At 46.5% G+C, this 21,530-nt stretch carries 21 protein-coding genes; 8 read left to right on the top strand and 13 right to left on the bottom strand.

Annotation, left to right across the window (positions count from 1 at the left end; genetic code table 11):
• Window positions 1–5 precede the first annotated feature (5 nt).
• The 6 genes from AC1DCV_RS19040 to AC1DCV_RS19065 all read right to left on the bottom strand — a co-directional run bounded on the left by AC1DCV_RS19040 (window position 6) and on the right by AC1DCV_RS19065 (window position 7,224).
• Window positions 6–935, bottom strand: coding sequence for a phosphoribosylaminoimidazolesuccinocarboxamide synthase (locus AC1DCV_RS19040; protein ID WP_477024636.1), 930 nt, complete (start codon window positions 933–935; stop codon window positions 6–8).
• Window positions 936–1,058: 123 nt separating this feature from the next.
• A complete protein-coding gene (locus tag AC1DCV_RS19045) occupies window positions 1,059–2,426 on the bottom strand; it encodes an exonuclease domain-containing protein (RefSeq protein WP_477024637.1) in 1,368 nt (455 codons plus the stop codon).
• A gap of 3 nt (window positions 2,427–2,429) precedes the next feature.
• Window positions 2,430–3,605 (bottom strand): ABC transporter permease, encoded by a 1,176-nt coding sequence (locus AC1DCV_RS19050; RefSeq protein ID WP_477024638.1) that lies wholly within the window; start codon window positions 3,603–3,605, stop codon window positions 2,430–2,432.
• Window positions 3,598–4,770, bottom strand: coding sequence for an ABC transporter permease (locus AC1DCV_RS19055; protein WP_477024639.1), 1,173 nt, complete (start codon window positions 4,768–4,770; stop codon window positions 3,598–3,600). Before AC1DCV_RS19055 ends, AC1DCV_RS19050 begins: the two co-directional genes overlap by 8 nt.
• A complete protein-coding gene (locus tag AC1DCV_RS19060) occupies window positions 4,767–5,756 on the bottom strand; it encodes an HlyD family secretion protein (protein ID WP_477024640.1) in 990 nt (329 codons plus the stop codon). The genes AC1DCV_RS19055 and AC1DCV_RS19060 overlap by 4 nt, the downstream gene beginning before the upstream one ends.
• 13 nt (window positions 5,757–5,769) lie before the next feature.
• On the bottom strand, window positions 5,770–7,224 hold the full coding sequence (locus tag AC1DCV_RS19065) for a TolC family protein (RefSeq protein WP_477024641.1): 1,455 nt from the start codon (window positions 7,222–7,224) through the stop codon (window positions 5,770–5,772).
• Between the two features lie 324 nt (window positions 7,225–7,548).
• Between AC1DCV_RS19065 and AC1DCV_RS19070 the strand changes: the two genes are divergently transcribed.
• From AC1DCV_RS19070 to AC1DCV_RS19105, 8 genes are all read left to right on the top strand, one after another.
• The gene (locus AC1DCV_RS19070) at window positions 7,549–8,082 is read left to right on the top strand and encodes a YceI family protein (RefSeq protein WP_477024642.1); all 534 of its coding nucleotides are present in this window, start codon (window positions 7,549–7,551) and stop codon (window positions 8,080–8,082) included.
• Window positions 8,083–8,186: 104 nt separating this feature from the next.
• Window positions 8,187–9,119, top strand: a complete 933-nt coding sequence (locus AC1DCV_RS19075; RefSeq protein ID WP_477024643.1) for a ring-cleaving dioxygenase — start codon at window positions 8,187–8,189, stop codon at window positions 9,117–9,119.
• Window position 9,120: 1 nt separating this feature from the next.
• The gene (locus tag AC1DCV_RS19080) at window positions 9,121–9,750 is read left to right on the top strand and encodes an alpha/beta hydrolase (protein WP_477024644.1); all 630 of its coding nucleotides are present in this window, start codon (window positions 9,121–9,123) and stop codon (window positions 9,748–9,750) included.
• Window positions 9,751–9,759: 9 nt separating this feature from the next.
• Complete coding sequence (locus tag AC1DCV_RS19085) at window positions 9,760–10,161, top strand: OsmC family protein (protein ID WP_441575001.1); 402 nt, start codon at window positions 9,760–9,762, stop codon at window positions 10,159–10,161.
• 2 nt (window positions 10,162–10,163) lie between these two features.
• Window positions 10,164–10,607 (top strand): (4Fe-4S)-binding protein, encoded by a 444-nt coding sequence (locus AC1DCV_RS19090; protein ID WP_477024645.1) that lies wholly within the window; start codon window positions 10,164–10,166, stop codon window positions 10,605–10,607.
• Window positions 10,608–10,617: 10 nt separating this feature from the next.
• Entirely contained in the window at window positions 10,618–10,890 is a 273-nt protein-coding gene (locus AC1DCV_RS19095; RefSeq protein ID WP_441574999.1) for a GNAT family N-acetyltransferase, read from the top strand.
• A gap of 174 nt (window positions 10,891–11,064) precedes the next feature.
• Window positions 11,065–11,640: a YeeE/YedE family protein gene (locus tag AC1DCV_RS19100; RefSeq protein ID WP_477024646.1), complete on the top strand. Its 576-nt coding sequence runs from the start codon at window positions 11,065–11,067 to the stop codon at window positions 11,638–11,640.
• A gap of 1 nt (window position 11,641) precedes the next feature.
• On the top strand, window positions 11,642–12,052 hold the full coding sequence (locus AC1DCV_RS19105) for a DUF6691 family protein (RefSeq protein ID WP_477024647.1): 411 nt from the start codon (window positions 11,642–11,644) through the stop codon (window positions 12,050–12,052).
• 71 nt (window positions 12,053–12,123) lie between these two features.
• Here the strand turns inward: AC1DCV_RS19105 and AC1DCV_RS19110 are convergent, their stop codons facing one another.
• The 7 genes from AC1DCV_RS19110 to AC1DCV_RS19140 all read right to left on the bottom strand — a co-directional run bounded on the left by AC1DCV_RS19110 (window position 12,124) and on the right by AC1DCV_RS19140 (window position 21,273).
• Window positions 12,124–12,696 carry a DUF4142 domain-containing protein gene (locus tag AC1DCV_RS19110; protein ID WP_477024648.1) on the bottom strand — a complete coding sequence of 191 codons (573 nt, stop codon included), beginning with the start codon at window positions 12,694–12,696 and terminating at the stop codon, window positions 12,124–12,126.
• Between the two features lie 243 nt (window positions 12,697–12,939).
• Complete coding sequence (locus AC1DCV_RS19115) at window positions 12,940–14,064, bottom strand: TFIIB-type zinc ribbon-containing protein (protein ID WP_477024649.1); 1,125 nt, start codon at window positions 14,062–14,064, stop codon at window positions 12,940–12,942.
• Window positions 14,065–14,150: 86 nt separating this feature from the next.
• Window positions 14,151–15,263: an SPFH domain-containing protein gene (locus tag AC1DCV_RS19120; RefSeq protein ID WP_477024650.1), complete on the bottom strand. Its 1,113-nt coding sequence runs from the start codon at window positions 15,261–15,263 to the stop codon at window positions 14,151–14,153.
• Between the two features lie 82 nt (window positions 15,264–15,345).
• Entirely contained in the window at window positions 15,346–16,191 is an 846-nt protein-coding gene (locus AC1DCV_RS19125; protein WP_477024651.1) for an alpha/beta hydrolase, read from the bottom strand.
• Window positions 16,192–16,608: 417 nt separating this feature from the next.
• The gene (locus AC1DCV_RS19130) at window positions 16,609–17,364 is read right to left on the bottom strand and encodes an SGNH/GDSL hydrolase family protein (protein ID WP_477024652.1); all 756 of its coding nucleotides are present in this window, start codon (window positions 17,362–17,364) and stop codon (window positions 16,609–16,611) included.
• A gap of 78 nt (window positions 17,365–17,442) precedes the next feature.
• Window positions 17,443–18,801 (bottom strand): acyl-CoA dehydrogenase family protein, encoded by a 1,359-nt coding sequence (locus AC1DCV_RS19135; protein WP_477024653.1) that lies wholly within the window; start codon window positions 18,799–18,801, stop codon window positions 17,443–17,445.
• 54 nt (window positions 18,802–18,855) lie between these two features.
• Entirely contained in the window at window positions 18,856–21,273 is a 2,418-nt protein-coding gene (locus tag AC1DCV_RS19140) for a glycoside hydrolase family 3 C-terminal domain-containing protein (RefSeq protein WP_477024654.1), read from the bottom strand.
• Between the last annotated feature and the right edge of the window lie 257 nt (window positions 21,274–21,530).

Consider the following 21,530-nt stretch of genomic DNA (forward strand, 5'->3'; position numbering starts at 1 on the left):
AATGATTATAAACTTTTCAGTGCAGCTATTATTCTGGATTCTGCATCCGCAGCCGCTACTTCTTCTTTCACAAATTTCTGACCAGTAATATTTTCAAACAGTTCAATGTAACGCTCACTTACGCTGCTTACAAATTCATCTGTCATTACCGGTACCTGTTGTCCGTCTTTACCCTGGAAACCATTTGCCATCAGCCACTCGCGAACAAACTCTTTGCTGAGCTGTTTCTGCTGTGCACCATTTTTCTGGTTTTCTTCGTAGCCTTCGGCATAGAAGTAACGGGAAGAATCTGGTGTATGAATTTCATCAATCACATAGATGGTATCACCGATTTTACCAAATTCGTATTTGGTATCTACCAGGATCAGTCCACGTGCTTTGGCCATTTCCTTACCTCTTTCAAACAATGCAAGGGTATACTTTTCCAGTTGCTCGTAGTCTTCTTTGCTTACCAATCCCTGCGCAATGATTTCTTCACGGGAAATATCTTCATCATGTCCTTCGTGCGCTTTGGTAGTTGGGGTAATGATTGGTGTTGGGAAGAAGTCGTTTTCCTTCAGTCCTTCCGGCATGGTAACACCACACAGTACACGCTCGCCGGATTTGTAAGTTCTCCAGGCGTGGCCGGTAAGGTTTCCACGTACCACCATTTCCACCGGGAAAGTTTCACATTTCAGTCCGATCGTTACATTTGGCAGTGGTGATGATTTTACCCAGTTAGGAACGATGTCCTTAGTAGCTTCCAGCATAATGGCGGCTACCTGGTTCAACACCTGACCTTTGAATGGAATCGGGCGGGGCAATACTACATCAAATGCAGAGATACGATCACTTACTACCATTACCATCAGCCTGTCTTCAATGGTGTAAACATCGCGTACTTTTCCTTTGTAAAAGGCAGTTTGACCTGGCAATTTGAAACTTGACTCTAACATGAATAAAAAAATATTAATAATTAAAGATGAAAATCACGGTTACGAGTTGCAAAAGTAATCAGGATTCACATGATTTTTTGCGATTACAGAATTTTTTTTCCTGTCGCCGGTAAAACAGATCATTTAGCTCATGCCCGCCAGCTGCCGGCTGTTGCTGGCATATGGTCTGAGCAGACTGATGATCACCTCATTTTCGGCGTATGGGGTCAGGTATTCCCGGAGCTGTTCTACTTCGGCGGTATTCACTTCTGCAGGCACATAGCCCATTCCGTAAAAGCGGCCTTTCTCCATGAGGATGCAGCTTTTCTCGTTGCTGTGGCGGCCCTTGTCTACAATGATCACAGACGGTTGTTGTTCCTGTAAGAAGGCGATAGCCGCTTTCATACGTTCATTATAGGTGGCCGGGGCTTCTGTTTTTTCACAGGCGCCCTTACAGGTAGCGGCGGTAATGCCGGCACAGGTGCCATTGCCTTTCTGCAGGAAACACAATTTGGGGCATAGCTCGAATTCTTTGATGAGCGAGCGTAACAGCCGGTGTCCGTCTATTAACAGGTTAAAGCTGTGCACCGGATGTGAGTACTTCCGTTTCTTTTCTATGGCCAGTCTCAGGTAACCTTGCTGGTCTTCGAACAGGTAGAACCCGTATCTGAACTCTACTCTTTTCTGGGAATAGTTAAAAACAGGCCACAGGCGCTTGATCTCTACCGACTCCAATATACAGGCCATTAGCTCCGTAGCTGTTTCCTGGTGGGTAATGCTATGAATAACACGTAGAAAGTTCTGTCGTTGCCGGCTGGTGCTATTACCTGTAAAATGGCTATTGACGCGCTTCTTCAGATCTTTGGCTTTGCCCACATATACGATCTTTCCTTTCTGGTCATGGAAATAGTATACGCCCGGTCGGTCTGGCAGGGACTTCACCTGTTCCGGTGGCAGATTAGGTGGCAGGAACTGTTCCTTGGATCCAACCTTTAAGGCAGCGGCGATCACCTTTTCTTTGTCGTTGGCCAGCAGCAGCCCGAAGAGCTGTGTGGTGGCTTCTGCATCTCCACCGGCACGGTGACGGCCATTGACCGGAATACTAAAGTGCCGGCAGATGTTGCCGAGACTATAGGATTTCAGACCGGGAAATATTTTACGTCCCAGTCTTACCGTACACAGCTTTTTGCATTGCAGGTCGTAGCCTGCGTTGCCCAGCTGGTGCTTTATAAAGGAGTAGTCGAAGTTTACATTATGTGCCACAAAGATCCGGTCTTTCAGCAAATCATATAACAGGGGTGCAATCGCCTCAAAGGGCGGCGCCTCCGCTACCATACTATTACTGATACCAGTCAGTGATTCTATGTAATAAGGAATGGGGATACCGGGGTTTACCAGGGTTTGGTAATGCTGCGTGATTTCCTTCCCGTCATACAGGAAAACGGCGATTTCCGTAATACCATTGGCGCTGGCATGGCCGCCTGTCGTTTCTATATCTACAATTGCATACATCCGTTACAAAGATAGGGATTGTTGTTGCTTATTCAAACGTCTTAATCCCAGCAGCGCCAGCAACGTATAAAAAGTGCATAGCCCCAGCAAATGCAGTACAGACGGCATATTATCGGCCAGGGTACCGCCGGTTTGTACTATAGACTGGTACACCCGGAGGAACGGAGTTGTAGGTACCATAGACGAGAGCCATTGCAACGGCACCGGCAACGATTCATAAGGCCAGGCATAGCCGGCAATAAGAAATACCGGGTAGGTAGAAAAAACCATCATCTGTGCGGCCATCAGCTGACTCGGAAACATGCTACCCAGCCATATTCCCAGCGGTATGAGTGTGAAAAAGAAGATGAAAAATACTACGGCCACATCGAAGGCATGACCCCGGAAAGGGATATCCAGTGTGCTATAATTAACTGTCATAAAGAAAAAGGCGTAGCAACAAAAAAGGATCATGTAAAAAAGTCCTTTGCCCCAGAGGGTGGCAGACAACCCACCTCCACCGGCGCCTACCATTTGGGGAATCTGCAACCGCTCTTTATCAAGCGCCATGCTTTCCGCCAGGCCGATAAGTAAAGTCTGTTGCAGGATCAGCGCCAGCAAACCGGGCAACAGGAAAGCTCCGTAGCTGGACCGGGGATTATACATAGGGCGGTAGTCGAGATTCACCGGCTGGGTTTCCCGCATCGCCATTTGCGAATTCAGTCCCTGCCTTTCATTGTATTTTAATCGCACGCCCGCCCCTACTGTGAGTGCCAATGTGGTAATGGCGCCGGCCAGTTCGCTGGAAGGCAGGAACCGCGCAGCATTTACGGCCAGTACAATATCTCCCTGTTGCAAAGCCAGTACTTTCTTTTGCACCCCATTAGGAATATAGAGAAAGCCCTGGCATTCCCCGTAATACATTTTCTCCTGGGCATCCTTTAAATCTAATGCCCCCACCACTTCTACAATCTGCATTTTAGTGAGCTGCTGCAGAAAAGTGCGCGACAACTCACTTTTATCATCATCTGCTACGGCCAGTAATACTTTTTCTTCTACCTTATAACTATATATACTGCCATAGAAAAATGCATACAGGAGCGGAGCTATCAGCAAAGTGAGTAACAGGCTATGGTCTTTGGCTACCAGCTTCACTTCCCGCAGGAACAACCGGGTAATATGACGAAAAAAATCACGCATGCTGCAATTGGAGTTTATTCAATCTGCGCTGCAGAAACAACAGCGCCACCGGGAATGTGACAATAATATAGATCAGCAACTGCCCTATTTCCTTATGCACGTAATGCAACGGTAATTGCATAAAGTACACTTTAAAAAATCCGTCGAGAAACGGGGTAAAAGGCATCAGCCAGGCATAGTACTGGTCGTACCAGGGCATGGCCCAGCGGGGAAAAGTAAACCCGCTGAATACGAAAGCCGGGGAAGTATAGAACAGGCCAAGATCACAGGACACCATTACATCACTGACAATAGCAGACACCATAAACCCTATACTGATACATCCCAGGATGAGGAGAGTAAAGATGGTGAAAAGCGCCCAGGACCCACCAATCCGCCCACTGGCAAAAACAGGATACACAATACAGGTGACCAGGATATAATGCAACCAGCTTACACTTAAAAATGCGAGTCCTTTTCCCAACAGGATATTAGACGCGGACCCGTTGGCTACTTCCTTCAGCTCCCCAAACGTACCTCTCTGGCCTTCCAGGTTGATGGCCAGTACCGTCACCATGATCATCATCATTTGCAGTGCTACCGCAATGAGACCGGGTACCAGGTACTGCAGGTAGCTGAATTGCGGATTATAGAGCAGATAGGAATTGAGTTTGATGGGTTGTACCAGCGCCATGGCCTTTCCTGCCGGCATACCCGTTTTCATAAATTTTTGCAACGTCACCCCGGAACCGGCGGTGATCAATACTTTCGCGGCATCTTTATAAATCAGCTTACCCGTTACCACCGCGGCAGTGTTAGTATACAGAGTGATGTATACCGGTTGCCGGCTCTTGATATGATCATCCATCCGGGCAGGGAAGTGAATAGCTCCCTGAATCACACCCCGCTGCATCATTTCCTCAATGGTAGCTTCATTATGTACCTGTTGCGTGATGTGAATACTTTCCGTTTGTTCCAGCAGGAAACTAAACTTGCGCGATAAGGGCGAGTTGGCTTCATCCCAGATGGCGACAGGCATCTCACGGGCAAACTGGTTGTGGTAGATATATCCGTATAGAAAGCATACCAATGCCGGTAATACCAGCAATACCAGGTAATGCTCCGGGAGGGTAAGTATGCGCTTCCATTCCCTGATCGTGATATTAATAATGGAACGCAGCATCATGGCAGAATCATAGAGGCCGTCATACCTGGGCGCAGTCCCCTGATATCGGCTTGATTGATGGGTTTCAGGTCAACGGTGAAAGTACGCAGTTCAAACTTGCCCTGATCTTTTACCGGTACCCAGTTAGCGAATGTAAGGGATGGTGATACCTTGGACACTTCCGCGTCAAAGCTTTCCGGTTCACAGCCCGGTACCCGCATCTTAAATTTAGTGCCGATGGGAAATTCTTTCATATCATCCTGCCGGATGTTATAGGTAATATGATAAGTGGCAGGTTTCTGTATGGTCATCAGCGGATAACCGATGGAAACGATTTCTCCTTCTTCTATCACCATGGAGGTAATGATCCCATCTGAGGGCGCGTGGATATAAGTGTTATCCGATAATGCTTTGGTGAGTTCATAGCCCTGCTCTGCCTGTCGCACGATGGCAGCCGCTGTGGTGATGAGTTCGGGCCTGCTGCCCTGTTGCAGCATATCCATATTTAGCTTGGCTGTCTCCATTTCCTTTTTGGCGGCCTGCAGTTTAAAATATACCAGGTCCTTTTCCTGTCCGGAAATGACATCATCATTAAAAAGGTTCTGCATACGCTGATATGTTTTCTGCATCAGCTCATATTGTTGCTGGGTAATGTTATACAGGTTGTCCGCTGCTTTGATGGCTTCCGGCCTGGCACCTTTCTGCAGCAGGGTAAGTTGTCCTTTGGCGGCATCTATGGCAGCTTCCGCCTGGTTACGGATCGCATTTATTTCGGTAGATCTGAGCACACCCAGTAGTTGTCCTTTACGGATGGTGTCCCCCTGCTTTACCAACAGGCTATCCAGTCTTCCGGGAAATTCCGCCGCTACATCTACATAATCTGCGTCTACCATACCTATCACTGATTTATCCGGCGCAGCAGGCTTCTTTACAAAAAAGATCAGTGCTATAATTAATATGGCAATGGGAATTAACAGGGCCCAGTAATTTTTTAATACAGCTCTCATGAATTATATCTGTTTATCTGTCAACGTAAGTAGCAAATTGTTCCGGTGTACCAATTACATTCCAGTATTCTGCCAGTGCCAGGTAATAGCCCATCACGGCGGTATAATAGATCTTCTGCATTTCTTCTTCCTGCAGGAGTGCATCGTTTACATCTTTTACGGATGACAACTGGTTCTGCATCCGGTCCGTTACCAGGGTCGTGGTGGTATGTGCCTGTTGCCTGGCACTATCGAGTGAAGCCACATCATTTTGCAGCGCCTTCATTTTATTCATGGCGATACGCAACCTCAGCTCCAGTGTTGTTTTAATATTGGCTGCCGCCAGTTGGGCTTCTTCCACCAGCATTTTAGACGCCTTTGTACGTTTGAACTTCTGGAATCCATCGAAGAGGTTCCATTGCATTTCCACGCCAATCAGCCATGGTGGGATGGTAACAGGTAAATCTTTCTGATAAAGATTCAAACTGCCAATCGCAAATATGTTGGGTAATGCCAGCGAGCGGGAAGCTTTCAACCCTACATTGGCCAGGTCTGTTTTGTTTTCTACCAGGCGGTAAGTGGGATTGTTACGTAGTTGCTCCAGCTGGCCTGATTCGGTGACTGGTTTCAATTCATATTGCAGCGTATCGTCAATGAAGATGGGGGTTTCCAGTGGTTGCCCCAGCAGGTTGTTCATCTCCAGGAGGGCATTCTCTTTTTCAAGTCCCAGGTTACTATAGCGGTTAGTGGCCTGTACATAGGCTACCCTGGCCCAGTTGAGCAGGTAGGGCGGCAATATCTGGTTATCTTTCAGGGAGGTAGCGTAGTCCCTGTTTTTCTTAAATGATTCCACAATCACCTCCTCATGTGCCATGATGGTATTCAGGTAAAGGATGCGGAGGTACTGCGCACTGATGGCGAAATACAATCCTTTCTCCACTACCTGCTGATTAAATTGTCCGGCAGCTACCTGTGTACGTGCCAGCTGCTGGGCGGCGGCAATTTTTCCGCCAAGGTATATCGGCTGCCGGAGTGCCAGGGCAGCGGTAAAATAAGATTGTTTGGTGAGCTCAGGATTATAATCCGGATAGAATGTATTGATGATTCCTTTGGTAGCATTATAGATAACATCTTTAACGCTTTGTGGAAGGGGTTGCCCGGTGACCTGCTGAAAAACGGTATTGGCAGTATTTACACTCTGAGCGGAAGAACCGTTTACCACGCCGTCTTTAACCTGTTGCAGATTTATCTCCAGTGGTTTACCCAGGTAATTATATCCTGCAAGTAAATCTACTTTCGGATAGTATAACCTGTTTTCAGCCTGCAGCGTATATTCCCGGGCCTGCAGGGAGCGTTGTGCCTGCTGGACTAAAGTATTTCCCTGCTTTGCGAGTTGATAACATTGCTTTAAAGTCAGCTGTTGCCCATTTTGCTGTGCCTGTACATACAGTACGGTCAGTAAAGGCAATAAAAACAAGTAATATCTCATACGGTTTTCTTTTCATCAGGCAGGTCGCCAAAATGACCTTAACACCTCAAAACAATATTTCATGAATAATGTTTGAAGTATTTGAAAAAAATTATACATAATTTGATAATAAAGTACTTACCTTAAAATCCTTATCTTTAGCGACTGCTGTAAATAGTACATCAATTACAGTATTTGATCCATTTAAACCCTGACATTATCACCCGATATTTGTATTACAAAAACATTGAACAATAAGTATAGATGCTTGTTAAGATATAGCCCTGCAGCGACTTTAGAGGCAACAATAATTTTCATTGAATCATTTTAAAACTACATTTACTTATGGCAAAACAACAATGGGCAATAGATGCTGACCACAGTGAACTTGGATTCAAAATCCGCCACCTGATGATCACCAACATCAATGGTAAGTTCCACAACTTTACGGTGGAAGCAGAAACGGAAGAAGAGGATTTTATGACGGCAAAGGTGAAAGTAACGATAGATGTAGATTCTATTTCTACTGGTAGTGCCGACCGTGATAAGCACCTTCGTGCGCCGGATTTCTTTGATGTAAATAAATACCGGAATATCACATTCGAAGCTACTAAGTATGAAAATGTGGACAATGATGGCTCTTATGAATTATATGGAGATCTGACTATCCGTGATGTCACCAAAAACATCAAGCTGGCCGTAGAATTCGGTGGCGTGGTAAAAGATCCCTGGGGCAATACCAAAGCGGGTTTTACCATCAATGGAAAAATTAACCGTAAAGATTTTGGCCTTAACTGGAATGCAGCCACTGAAACAGGCGGCGTACTGGTGGGCGACGATGTGAAGATATACTGCGAAGTGCAGTTGATTAAAAAATAGCTGTTAGCTGTTAGTAAATGCAGCAAAGATTAACATAACATGCTCACCGCTGCATTTACTAACAGCTAAAAGCTAATAGCTAAAAGCTCCAAAAACGAGGAATTATGAACGAAATAACAGGACTCCATCACATTACTGCTATCTCCGGCAATGCTAAAAAAAACTATGATTTTTATACCCGGGTAATGGGCTTGCGTTTTGTCAAGAAGACCGTGAATTTTGATGACCCGCATACTTATCATTTTTATTATGGAGATGAAACCGGTACTCCCGGTACTATCCTTACTTTTTTCCCCTGGGAAGATATTACGGCAGGACGCAGGGGTACACATATGGCCACTGAAATAGGGTATTCTATACCGGAAGGCAGTATTGATTTCTGGCTAAAAAGACTGGAGAAAGAGAATATTATTTACAATAAACCTTCTTCCAAATTCGGGGAAATATACCTGACTTTTATAGATCCTGATGGTTTGAAAGTAGAATTAACAGTACCGGAAAAACCAGATAACAGACAGCCCTGGGTGACTACCGAAGTAGATGAAGAAAATGCTACACGTGGCTTCCACCATGCAACGCTCACGCTGGAGGACGTGCAGCCTACCGCCGATCTGCTGGTATCTGTATTTGGATATAAACTTGAAAAAAACCACACCAACCGTTACCGTTTCGCCAGCCCTGCCGGTGATACAGCCAACTATATCGATCTGGTAGAAGCCAAAGGCGAACCCCGTGGTCATGTAGCGGGTGGAAGTGTACATCATATTGCCTTCCGGATGAAAGATGATGCCATGCAAATGCATTACCGGGAATTACTGGAGGCACGTGGTTTAGATGCCACGCCGCAGCTGGATCGCAAATATTTCCGTTCTGTTTATTTCAGAGAACCAGGCGGTGTTTTATTTGAGCTGGCCACAGACGTGCCGGGGTTCACGGTAGATGAACCAGTAGCAGAACTGGGTACTCACCTGATGCTGCCACCTCAGTATGAAGCACAGCGGGAAGAGATTGTAAAAAGACTGATTAAACTGGATTAATATGGATTTCAGACCAATGCAATATGTATACCAGCCGGTTGGTAACGAGTCCGCCTATACGTTGCTGTTATTACACGGTACCGGCGGAGATGAGCGTGATTTGTTACCGCTGGCCGGATCGCTGGGAAAAGGATTCAACGTAGTGAGTCTGAGAGGCAATGTAGAAGAAAATGGTATGCCCCGTTTCTTTCGTCGTTTAGGCCTGGGCGTATTTGATGAAGAAGATGTACATTTCAGAACACATGAGATGGTGCATTTTCTGAAAGAGTTGGCTGCAACAGAAGGTTTTGATATCAACAAACTAATTGCAGTGGGCTATTCCAACGGCGCCAACATTGCCGGCGCCGCACTTATTTTATATCCTGAGTTGCTGGCCGGTGCGGTGCTATTTCGCCCTATGCAGCCACTCAGTGGCCTGGAAGACTCTTTTGAAACGCAGCGGCAGCAGCCCGTGTTCATGAGTTCCGGCGCAGAAGACGGTATGGTAGACCCGGCCGCTACAGCAGCCTATGCAGCACTGTTAAGCGCAAATGGATTCCAGGTAAGCTCCTACGATATCAATACGGGCCATAACCTGGTACACCAGGATATTACATTAGCCGCCGAATGGATGGCCAATCATTTTCAGTAAAAAAAACACATGGATCAGGAAGTTAAAATAAATTTATCCGGGCATCCCTACCAGGTATCAATAGAAGCAAGGGATCATCGCTGGCTGGCAGACGAACCAGAAGAAGCAGGTGGCGGTGACACCGGTCCTCAACCCGGAGAACTGTTATTGAGCAGTTTGGGCGCCTGCACCGCAGTAACGGTAAAGATGTATGCTAACCGGAAAAAATGGCCGCTGGATAATGTGGAAGTTGAGCTGCGATTTAATAGTGAAGGGAAACCGGATCCACTCACAACGGTGATAGATATGGAAGTTCACTTTACCGGCAACCTGACTGAAGAACAGCTGGCCAGGCTATTACAGATAGCCCACTCCTGCCCTGTTCATAAAATACTGAGCAATCCTATTATAGTGAATACAAAAGCTGTTTAACCATGAAAGACATTACCAAACACTACACCAATGGCGCCGTTACAATTGTATGGAAGCCAAATGTATGTATCCATTCAGAGGTTTGCTTTCACGGTCTTCCGGCAGTATTTAACCCAAACCAGAAACCCTGGATCGATGCAGCAGCTGCCACTACAGAACAAATTGTTACGCAGATAAAGCATTGCCCTTCTGGTGCGCTTACCTATTTCATGAATGCGGAAGTAGCCGCGCAGGGAGGCACGGAACCACAAATTTCTGCGGAAAGCATCGTGGAGCCCACGCCCAACGGCCCACTACTGGTGTATGGTAATATTGTGGTGAGAGATGCCAACGGCAAAGAAACACATAAAAACAAAGTCACCGCTTTTTGCCGTTGTGGAGGATCTTCCAACAAACCTTACTGCGATGGCACCCACACTAAAATCAATTTCTCTGACAAATCTTAAAGCACCCGATATGGAGCTCACTATTCAAAACAATACTGCCAAACATCAGTTTGAAACGGTGGTGGATGGACATACTGCACTGATTGCCTATACACTGTTTCCGGGTGGTATCGCCTATGTTCACACTGAAGTACCTCCGGAACTGGAGGGCAAAGGTATTGCCGGGCAACTGGCTAAATATGTACTGGAATATGCAAGGGAAAATCACCTGAAGGTAAAGCCTTATTGTCCTTACGTAAATGCCTATATGAAAAGACATCCGGAGTATAATGATCTGCTGTAGGAATAGCTGTTAGCTGTTAGCTGCCAGCTTTTAGGGATTTGTGGGGAGATAGCTTTTAGCAGTTAGCAGTTAGGGATTTGTGGGTAGATAGTAAACGGGAATACATTTTCCATTTACTATCTACCCACAAATGCATCATTCATAATTCGTACTTTCATACCTTAATTCATCTCTATGCAATTATTAAAGTTTATCCAGCAACCCTGGCATTGGTCGGTGTCGGGGCTGTTAATAGGGCTTACGGTGCCGGTACTGCTGATACTGGGCAATAAGGCCTTTGGTATTTCTTCATCGCTGCGGCACATCTGCGCTGCCTGTTTCCCTGCCAATATTTCATTTTTCAAATACGACTGGAAAAAGGAATCCTGGAATCTCTTTTTTGTAGCAGGTATAGTACTGGGTGGTTTCCTGGCGGGGCATTTCCTGCAGGATGGCAATGACATACAGATAGCTACCGCCACACAGGAACGGCTGGCCACTTACGGTGTGCACGACTATAGTGCCCTCCTGCCGCCGGAAATATTCAGCTGGTCCAATCTGTTTACCTGGAAAGGATTGATCTTCTTTGTATTCGGTGGCTTCCTGGTAGGCTTTGGTACCCGTTATGCCGGTGGTTGTACTTCAGGGCATTCTATTATGGGTATGTCTAATCTGCAATGGCCTTCGCTGGTAGCCACCTGCTGCTTTATGGCCGGAGGATTTTTCAGCGCCAATGTATTGATCCCTTTTATCTTTAAATGCTTTAATTAAGATGAAGAATATAAAATTTCTGATAGCAGGTATTTTCTTTGGTATAGTGCTGGTGAAAGCGCAGGTGATCAGCTGGTTCCGGATACAGGAAATGTTTCAGCTGACTTCTTTTCATATGTATGGTGTTATTGGTACAGCGGTGATAACGGGTATTATTTCGCTGCAACTGATTAAACGATTCAATATAAAAACAATTGCTGGTGATCCTATCATGGTAGCACCAAAAACATTTAACAAAGGGCAGGTTTTCGGTGGCCTGATATTCGGACTGGGATGGGCTATCACCGGGGCTTGTCCGGGACCACTCTTCGCACAGATCGGCACTGGTTTTACAGTAGTAGCGATTACTTTATTGAGCGCGATTGCGGGCACCTGGGTATATGGTGCGTTGAAATCAAAATTACCTCATTAAAAAGAAAGCTTCAAGGAGCTGGCCCTTGAAGCTATGATTGCAATTCTCTGGATTCACTAATATTCTTCAGTTTATTTTTTCCAACTGTCTTTAATTGCTTTTGCAGAGTCCAGGTGTGCCTTTAAAGTAGGCAACGTATTACGGGCCCATGTTTTCAGCTCATCGTCTGTTACATTATCGGATGCCTTTTCAAATTCACTTACTACATTTTCGTGGCCGTCTACCATCATATCTATGTAGTGCTTGTCGAAGTCCTTTCCTGTTTTCTTAGACATATCATCGATATGCTTTTTATCATCGGTAGATAATTCAGCCGGCAACGTGATATTCTTCTTTTGCGCCAGCGCTTTCAGTTCATCACCTGCTTTGGTATGATCGTTGACCATCATGGTACCAAAGGCTTTCACTCTTTCGCTCTGTGCTTTCTCTTGTGCCAGTTTCCCCATAGCAACTTCTTTCATACCAGCATTAGCTGCATCCACTGCGAACTGGGATGATTTTTCATCTACAGGCTTCACTGTTTCATTAATACTCTGTGCGCTGTCTACCGGCTTTTCCGATTGTGGATTCTTAGCACTATCGCCGCATGACTGCGTCATCCATACTGCTAAAAATGTTGCTGATAAAATCACTAACTTCTTCATTGCTTATTGTTTTGGGTTTGTAATAGGTGTGCTTATTTACAGGGTTAACTTTGCAAAAACGGTACCCGGAAGATGGGATGCCTCTTAAACGTAATGAGGCAAAGGGTTTTGAGGATAGCTGAAAAAATAGCGGACACAAAATGATGTAGATTGTTTTCCCCAGAGCGCGAAAAAAAACTGGTTATTCAGCTTTCATTTGAATGAAAACTGAATAACCAGCTATCTGTAACGAGAGATGATTGATTATTTCGACTGCGCTAACGAGTATATAACAACGATCGCTAAAATAATACCCAGGATAAGGCCGACAATCTTTATCCAGCTATATGGACGATCGCCGGTTACTTCACCGGTGCAGGCATTTACTACAAAATGGTACAGCTTTCCATTGTAACGGTAGGCGCTGATCCAAACGGGAAGTAACAGGTATTTTAAGCCGAGGTTATTGTAATCCACATCGTAGTTATCGATACTCTGTTCATCACCGCCAATATCGTCCCGGATTTCTTCCCTGATAACGGGATCCATTCTTTTCTTGGCGATAACCAGTGCCTGTTCAGCATCAGTTTGATAGAGCTCTGCGCGGAAGCCGCTCAGATAACGGCCATCATACTTTTTAAGCTGATCCAGTAGCCAGGGTTCCAGGATCTCCGCCATTTTAAGCGGTAAAGAAGGACTGGCTGATACCAATACATCACGGAAGTTGTTATTCACGCGACCGGAAGCGGGATACCAGGCAGTATGCCGTACCTCTCTCGTCCGGGTTACCGTTTTCCCATCTTCCTCTGTGGTATAGCTTTCGGTGGTGTAGTAATATTCACCGCGTTGTCCGGTATACTCAGTGTCTGTATCCGTATCATAGCTCCAGTGAGGGATGTAGATACCTTTCAATTGTTGGGAAGAGCCATCTTTCACCTTCTTTACCATGTCTGAAGGAGCAAACCAGAGTTTACTCATCCAGGTCCGGAAATATTGTAATGCTTCGCTGTCTTTCACTGCGAATGGCAATACATAATGCGGTTGCAGAATGGCGGTGGTTTGAGTGGTATCTATCACCAGTGGGGAAGCGCAGAACGGACAGGAATCTGCCGTTACATTGGGCAACATGGTAGTGGAGGCGCCGCAGCTTACACATTTCACCACTACGGCCTGTTGGGTAGCTTCAGTATGGTTTTGCTGTGATGCAATAAACTGATCATAGTTGACAGGTTGAATAGCCGCAGGCAGTGTTTCCTCTTCGATCTGATTCACGGTGCCGCAGTATTCGCATTTCAGGCTGTTGGTACCTGGTGCATAATGCAGGATCGATCCACAGTTCTGGCATTTTAGCGAGTTAACTGTTTCGCTTGTTTTTTCCTCAAAAGACATAGGAATATTTTGGTCCCGGGTTAGGGAGGTGATGGATTACTTTTTTCAAAACAATCCATCACTTCATCACCGGATCATTAGTTTTTTTATGGTAATGGTGGAGGTACGGTAGCTAATACCGGTGCCAGTTCAGGTACGGTGCCAGCGGCAGACCAGGCGGCCATACCGGTTTTCCACACCAGTGTTTGTGCATTCAGGTTGCCTGCTGCTGCCAGTTGACGGAGTTGTTCCTGGTCAAAAGGACCACTTTGTTTACCATCTACTGCAACAAAGAAAGGAGCAGCGGTTGGCAATGGTGGAGGTGCACCACCACCGGCGTTTGCCTGTTGTTGATTATTATTCTGGAAGATATTACCTACCTGTCCCATCATGGCTGCGCCCATGCCGGCGCCTAGTCCGGCCGCTGCGAGTCCGCCACCGGAAGGATTTTCCGCTGCCTTCTCCATAGCATTTGCTGCCTGGAACTGAGAATATGCGCCCAAATTCCCTACAATGCCGATGCTGCTGCGCTTATCCAGTGCGGCTTCTACTTCAGGTGGCAGGGAGATATTTTCAATGAGGAACTTGGTCAGCTCCAGCCCCAGCTCATTAAACTCAGTACCAATTTTACCAGTGATGGCAGTAGATACCTCTTCGTAGTTAGCTGCCAGGTCCAGTACTGGGATTTTGGCTTCAGCAATGGCTTCCATACCGCGGGACACCGCCAGGTTACGTAACTGCTCGTTGATCCCTTCCACGGTAAATTCGGGGTTGGTAGCAGCTACTTCTTTCAGAAAGGCGCCTGCATCTTTTACGCGGAAAGCATAACTACCAAAAGCCCGGATTCTCAATGGCCCGAACTCTGCATCGCGGAGCATTACCGGGTTCTTGGTTCCCCATTTCTGGTTAGTAAACTGACGCATGCTCACAAAGAACACATCTGCTTTAAAAGGGCTGTTAAAGCCGTATTTCCATCCCTGTAATGTACTCAGTATAGGCATATTCTGAGTAGTAAGTGTATACATTCCGGGCTGAAAAACGTCTGCAATCTTACCTTCATTCATAAAAACAGCCACCTGCGACTCCCTCACGGTAAGTTTGGCGTTCATTTTTATTTCATTCTGGTAGCGGGGAAACTTCCACACAATTGTATCCGTGGACGAGTCTGTCCACTCAATAATATCAATAAATTCGTTCCTGAGCTTATCAAAAATTCCCATAGTAACAGGTTTTATAGTCCGTCAAATTTAGAGAATTATTTATTCGAAAAGCTACTTCTGAAAAGTTATAATTTCCCAAAACTTACTTCACGGTTGTTTTCAGCCATTTTTCCAGGAGACCAGGCCATACCTCTGCTGCAGGGTTACCCGGACGTAAACCGTATCCATGGCCACCTTTGGCGTAAAAATGAAGTTCTGCGGCGGCTTTGGCATCGCGGAGGGCGCCCGCCATTACCAGGGCACTATTGCCATAGGAATCATCGGCTGTAGCAAAAAGGAACATGGGAGGTGTCTGGCTGTCTGGTTTCAGCTCCGGTGTCAGGGTTCTGTTTTCCCCCTTATCCAGGTAAGCCGGGTATATGAGGATGCCAAATGCAGGCCGGGCGGACAAACTATCGGCTTTGTCAAACGGCGTGTAAGCATTTACGTTATATAGTGTGGCAGCTCTGGCGGTGAGACTACCACCTGCAGAAAAGCCCATTAAACCTATCTTGTCAGGCTGCAACCTCCATTCCGCAGCACGACTGCGCACTACCCGGATAGCCCGTTGCGCATCCTGGAGCGCACCGGCTTCTTTCTTAGGCACCCGGTATTGCAAAACAAACGCAGTATAACCCAGTTTATTCAGCCACGCAGCAATTTCGTACCCTTCCAGGTTAATAGCGAGGATGTTGTAGCCGCCGCCTGGGCAAATGATAACGCCTACCCCATTATTATTATTTGCAGGCGCTGGAAACACTTCCAGTAAAGGATCAGTTACATCCGTCAACCGTTTTACATTGTTGCTGCCATCTGCTGTTACCTGCGCCATCTGTTTGGCAGCAGGTTCTCCCGGTACTGTTCCCGGCCACAGATGAATGGTTTGCTGTTGTGCGCTGATAGCGGTATTAAGTCCTAACATAATGAATAAGATACCTAATTGTTTCATAACTGGAATTTCATGTGATAAAAACAAATGTAATAAATGTTATGCCCAGATAAAAGCCCCCCTTCCTTAACAGGAAGTTGTGGTGCCAGTCAAACCAACAGGATCTGTATAACTTCAGACACCAGGAAGGCACATAGTGCGGTGAAAGAGTAGTGAAAGAGTAGTAAGAGAGTAGTAAGAGAGTAGTAGGACAGTAGTAAGAGTGTAGTAGGACAGTAATGGTAATACGATGCATAGACGAGTCCTAAGTATCGGAGAAGTATGCGAGAAGTAGTAGTAATGTATAAAAATCAATGTTCGACCGGACAAATATGGGAAACAGGCTGCGGAGGAAGAATAATTGCACCGGGCTTCCGCGCCCGGTGCTGAAAATAAATAGTCGTTATTTATTACACACCTGCAAGGGTGATCATATATTTATTTTACACATTGCAGCCAGGCTTCGGCCATCAGCTGGGCGCCGGCTACGCTCGGATGTACGCCATCACCGGTCCAGTAAGCTCCCGGAGCGGATTTCTGTGCTTTATCAAAAACGGATTGATAAGGGATGAAGATAGCCTGGTATTTGTCGGCCAAAGCACGGGCTGCTGCACGGTACTCATCAAATGCAGGATACCATTTTTCGTCTACGGCTTTCACACCAGTTACCGCAAAAGGCTCTCCAATGATCAACTGTACATCCGGCAATTGCTCTTTGGTACGCGTCAGTAATTTATCGTAATCTTCTTTGTAGGTCTGGACCGTGCCTTTGTAGTTACCATTCAGCGTATGCCAGAAATCATTTACGCCCACAAGGATACTGAGTACATCCGGCTTAATAACCAGACAGTCGATATCCCAGCGGTCGGCCAGCTGAAATACTTTATTTCCGCTGATCCCCTTGTTGTATACTTTCAGATTTTTATCGKCATTCTTAAGTAACAGGTCAGATGCGGCCATCAGTGCATAACCTCCGCCTAATGCGGCACCGGTATTGGGCTGGTCATTATCTCTTTTACGCCCCGCATCAGTAATAGAGTCGCCCTGAAATAACACCACCCCTTCTTTTTTAAGTGTGATCTTTTTGTGTTTTTCTGCGGATACCGCTGCTGACACAATACCAGGAATGCTGATGGCGGCAATACTTCCCAGCGATATGTTTCTGAGAAAATTACGACGGTTAGATGAATTCATAACGGATCTTAATTAAGTGATGCACTGCGGCATTATCCGCAATTGTGCCGTTAAACTATAAAAAAGAATTTATATTTTTCAGACAAAAGCACTAAATCCGGTAATGGCCCTTCCCACTATCAGGGAATTAATTTCTTTGGTGCCTTCATAGGAGTAAATGGCTTCCGCATCAGCCACAAAACGGGCTACATTGTATTCCAGCAATATGCCGTTACCTCCCATCACTTCGCGGGCGCGACTGACCACATCACGGGTACGCATGGTACAGAATACTTTTGCCAGAGAGGCATGTTCATCTTTTAATGCGCCGGCATCCTGAATTTCAGAGAGACGGTAGACCATAGTTTGCATGGCAGTGAGATTGGATAACATTTCTACCAGGTGCCCCTGTATCAATTGAAATGCGGCAATCGGTTTTCCAAATTGCTCACGGGTACGGGTATACGCCAGCGCATTTTCATAGGCGCCTCGGGCACAACCTACGGCTTCCCAGGCAACACCGGCGCGGGTCATGCGCAGTACCTTGGCGGTATCTTTAAAAGAGTTGGCGTGCTGCAGACGGTCTGCCTCCGCAATCTGACAGTCTGCTAAGGTAATCAGTCCGTTTTGCACAATACGCAGGGCCATCTTATCATGGATCTTTTCCACGCTGAAGCCAGGTGTATCTTTCCGCAGCAGAAAGCCTTTCACCTGGTTATCATCCACGTCACGTGCCCATATCACGATCACATCTGCAAAGGTGGCGTTGCCAATCCATTTCTTTTGTCCGTTCAGCACCCAGGTATCACCTGTTCGTTTAGCCGTAGTCGTTAATCCTCCGGCTGTACCGGAGCCTACTTCTGGTTCTGTTAAGCCAAACGCGCCTATCGTAGTCAGTTGCTGCATACCGGGCAGCCACTCCTGTTTCTGCGCTTCAGAGCCCAGCATATAAATTGATCCCATGGCCAGTCCGCTCTGCACCCCAAAAAAGGTGGCCACAGAAGCGTCTATCCTGGCCATTTCCATCGCAATAATCCCTTCCATCAGGAAAGACCGGTTAGGACAACCATATCCTTCATAAGTAACACCACAGATATTCAGCTCCCTGAATTTAGGAATGATCTCAAATGGAAATTCTGCTTTCAGCCAGTACTCATTCACAATGGGCTTTATTTCCTTTTCCATGAAAGCCCTCACCTTTAGCTGCAATGCCCGGTCTTCTGCATTCAGCTTGCTTCCCAGATCATAAAAGTCGCCTTCAACAGGCGGCAATGCTTTTTTAGCACCGCGACTGCGGAGCATTTTCATCAGCCCGTTCAACTGCGCATCATCCATATGTGCTACGGATTCCATTACTTTGGGCAGGTCCACTTTTTCGGAGAGTTTCGCCAGCATCGCAAAATCAATACTCTTCAACAGATGATAAGCGTTTTTCAGCTTTGAGAAAGTTCCGGACATCTTGCATGGTTTTATATAAAAATACGGAATCACAGGGAGTTTGTCTTACTCCCACTACTCTATTAGGAAACCCTGCTTTAGCCTGATATCCTCCGAAGACGCGCCCATCCATACTTCAAACTCACCAGGTTCCACAGTCCGGTTCATATTACGATCCAGGATAGCCAGATCATCCGGGCGCAATATGAATGACACCGTCTTCTTTTCTCCTGGTTCGAGCCCTACCCTTTCAAAGCCACGGAGCTGCATCACATAGGTAGTCACACTGCTGACTTTATCTTTCAGATAGAGCTGTACCACCTCATCCCCTTTTCGTTTACCCGTATTAGTGATATCCACGCTGATATGTATATCGCCCTGGGCAGCTTGTTTTGCGGGTGTTACCACCAGGTTGCTGTAGGTAAATGAAGTATAGCTGAGTCCAAATCCGAAAGGAAACAGGGCGCCATTTACGCTCGTATTACCGTAACCGTTATTCCCTGAAGATGGTTGACCAGCATGGGATCCGGGCTTAAAGGGAAAGTTCAGTTCGATTTGTCCGGTTGATTTCGGGAAGGTCACAGACAGGCGTCCACCAGGATTATAGTCGCCGAAGAGTGTTTCTGCAATGGCAGTACCTCCCTGTGGGCCGGGGAACCAGGCTTCCAGGATAGCAGGAAGATTTTGTTGTTCCCAGTTGATGGTAAGCGGCTGTCCGTTGATCAGCACGGCAATCACCGGTTTACCGGTGGCGTGCAGCGCCTGTAGCAATTGCAGTTGTCTGCCTGGCAATGATAAGTCGGTACGGGAAAGGCTTTCTCCTACTCTCTTTTCATCTTCTCCCACTACGGCTATGATGACGTCTGCATTGGCAGCCTTACTAACAGCATCGGCTATACCGGCTTTTTCTGTGGAGTCCAGCGGTGTGGGCACCAGCTCTGTGCCAGGCCAGCCCGGATTAATAACATCGCAGCCTTTGGCATATTGAACGGTGATATGCTTACCCGCATATTGTGTGATCCCTTCGAGTACAGAGGTTACTTTATTATTAGAAGGACCGTAGCGGCTCACAGCATGCGTGGTGGCTGCTGCCAGCGGACCTGTAACGAGGATACGGTGGATCTTCTGTTTATCGAGGGGTAGCGTTTGTTGTTCATTTTTCAACAATACCAGCGACTCCCTGTTCAATTGCAGCGCAAAGGCCTCATCGGCAGCGGTATGTACGCCTTTGTCCGCCAGTTTTGCATCTGCATAAGGATGATCAAATAAGCCCAGGCGGAATTTCACCCTTAGCACATCGGCTACGCGGCTATCGATGGTTTTCATTGACACCTTCCCTTCCTTTACCAGTTCGCGCAGGGGCATAATGAATTGTTCCGGCGGAGTGAAGTTGGTGCGCACGTTCAAACCAGCTTCCACCGATTGTCTTACCGCATCTTTATAGTCTGCCGCCACATGGTGTTTGCTGAAAAGATATTCCACGGCTTCGCTGTCCGATACTACATAACCGGTGAAGCCATATACTTGTCGCAGCAGTTGTGTTAAAAAGTAATAGCTACCTGTGATGGGCACACCGTCCCAGTCATTGTAACTGCTCATTACGCCCATAGGATGGGCTTCTGTGATCACGCGGCGAAACGGGTACAGGTATATCTGGTGCATTTCGCGGGGGGCCACATGTGGATCGGTACGGGCTTCTCCGTCACGACCACCTTTAGGGACGCTGTACACGGCAAAATGTTTCAGGGTAGCGGCTACGCCTTCCTGCTGCACACCCAGCGTCATTTGTTTACCCAGTTCTGCTATCAGGAAAGGATCTTCCCCGTAACATTCCACGACTCTACCCCAGCGTGGATCACGGGCAGGGTCCAGTATAGGTACATAAACATTCGTATAGCCAAGCAGTTTAGCCTCTCTGCCCACGATGTGTCCGGCACGGCTGACCAGTTCCTTATTCCAGGTGCTGCCAATCCCAATGGGTGCACACAGTGGTGTAGCACGGTCATGACATAATCCGTGTATCCCTTCGTTGGTAAAGTCTACCGGGATGCCCAGGCGGGTTTCTTCAATAAACCAGCGTTGCACTGTATTGATGGCGGTAGCATGTTTACTGTAGGGAAAGGAATACTCGGATTGTGCTTTTTTGTTATATGGCAGACTATTTAACTCCTCGTCAATATTGGCGATACCATCTTTCCAAACCTGTAGTTTCCATGCCGGGGTGGGCATTTCATCTTTCAGTACACGGCCATAACCGTATAGGGTGGCCATCTGACAAGTCTTCTCTTCTATAGTCATCTGCGACAGCAGATCCTGTATCCGTTGGTCTATAGGTTGTCGGGCATCTTCAAAAATATCTTTCTGACCATTTTTATTAAAGTCGATCCAGCCATCATGGTAGATGGAAGCTGGTTGCTGAGCGGTGGCTACTGACACAGAAAGTGCAGCCAGTAGTATACCCGTGGAAAGGTGTTTAGTCCGGTATATGTGCATTCCAGGCGTTGTTTTTAAGTAACAACGCCCAAATTACACGTCATTGCAATGGATTGCAAAAATAATTTCAAACAATATCAGGATCGGCTAAAATGATACAGGGGCATAAAAAAGGGTTGCATAGAACCTCATGCAACCCTGGTTTTAAAAAAAACACAACTAAAAAAAACGAGAACTTCCACAAACATATAGGCATGGCTGTTATGTTCTGATAACGCAGGGAAATGCATTTCCCTCTATCTTTTTTCAAAAAAAAA

The organism is Chitinophaga sp. 10T418 (genome assembly GCF_056394125.1).

Excerpts from the sequence above, each read along its gene's own strand:
- AC1DCV_RS19040 (WP_477024636.1), bottom strand. The coding sequence starts at position 935 with ATGTTAGAGTCAAGTTTCAAATTGCCAGGTCAAACTGCCTTTTACAAA.
- AC1DCV_RS19045 (WP_477024637.1), bottom strand. The coding sequence starts at position 2,426 with ATGTATGCAATTGTAGATATAGAAACGACAGGCGGCCATGCCAGCGCC.
- AC1DCV_RS19050 (WP_477024638.1), bottom strand. The coding sequence starts at position 3,605 with ATGCGTGATTTTTTTCGTCATATTACCCGGTTGTTCCTGCGGGAAGTG.
- AC1DCV_RS19055 (WP_477024639.1), bottom strand. The coding sequence starts at position 4,770 with ATGATGCTGCGTTCCATTATTAATATCACGATCAGGGAATGGAAGCGC.
- AC1DCV_RS19060 (WP_477024640.1), bottom strand. The coding sequence starts at position 5,756 with ATGAGAGCTGTATTAAAAAATTACTGGGCCCTGTTAATTCCCATTGCC.
- AC1DCV_RS19065 (WP_477024641.1), bottom strand. The coding sequence starts at position 7,224 with ATGAGATATTACTTGTTTTTATTGCCTTTACTGACCGTACTGTATGTA.
- AC1DCV_RS19070 (WP_477024642.1), top strand. The coding sequence starts at position 7,549 with ATGGCAAAACAACAATGGGCAATAGATGCTGACCACAGTGAACTTGGA.
- AC1DCV_RS19075 (WP_477024643.1), top strand. The coding sequence starts at position 8,187 with ATGAACGAAATAACAGGACTCCATCACATTACTGCTATCTCCGGCAAT.
- AC1DCV_RS19080 (WP_477024644.1), top strand. The coding sequence starts at position 9,121 with ATGGATTTCAGACCAATGCAATATGTATACCAGCCGGTTGGTAACGAG.
- AC1DCV_RS19085 (WP_441575001.1), top strand. The coding sequence starts at position 9,760 with ATGGATCAGGAAGTTAAAATAAATTTATCCGGGCATCCCTACCAGGTA.
- AC1DCV_RS19090 (WP_477024645.1), top strand. The coding sequence starts at position 10,164 with ATGAAAGACATTACCAAACACTACACCAATGGCGCCGTTACAATTGTA.
- AC1DCV_RS19095 (WP_441574999.1), top strand. The coding sequence starts at position 10,618 with ATGGAGCTCACTATTCAAAACAATACTGCCAAACATCAGTTTGAAACG.
- AC1DCV_RS19100 (WP_477024646.1), top strand. The coding sequence starts at position 11,065 with ATGCAATTATTAAAGTTTATCCAGCAACCCTGGCATTGGTCGGTGTCG.
- AC1DCV_RS19105 (WP_477024647.1), top strand. The coding sequence starts at position 11,642 with ATGAAGAATATAAAATTTCTGATAGCAGGTATTTTCTTTGGTATAGTG.
- AC1DCV_RS19110 (WP_477024648.1), bottom strand. The coding sequence starts at position 12,696 with ATGAAGAAGTTAGTGATTTTATCAGCAACATTTTTAGCAGTATGGATG.
- AC1DCV_RS19115 (WP_477024649.1), bottom strand. The coding sequence starts at position 14,064 with ATGTCTTTTGAGGAAAAAACAAGCGAAACAGTTAACTCGCTAAAATGC.
- AC1DCV_RS19120 (WP_477024650.1), bottom strand. The coding sequence starts at position 15,263 with ATGGGAATTTTTGATAAGCTCAGGAACGAATTTATTGATATTATTGAG.
- AC1DCV_RS19125 (WP_477024651.1), bottom strand. The coding sequence starts at position 16,191 with ATGAAACAATTAGGTATCTTATTCATTATGTTAGGACTTAATACCGCT.
- AC1DCV_RS19135 (WP_477024653.1), bottom strand. The coding sequence starts at position 18,801 with ATGTCCGGAACTTTCTCAAAGCTGAAAAACGCTTATCATCTGTTGAAG.
- AC1DCV_RS19140 (WP_477024654.1), bottom strand. The coding sequence starts at position 21,273 with ATGCACATATACCGGACTAAACACCTTTCCACGGGTATACTACTGGCT.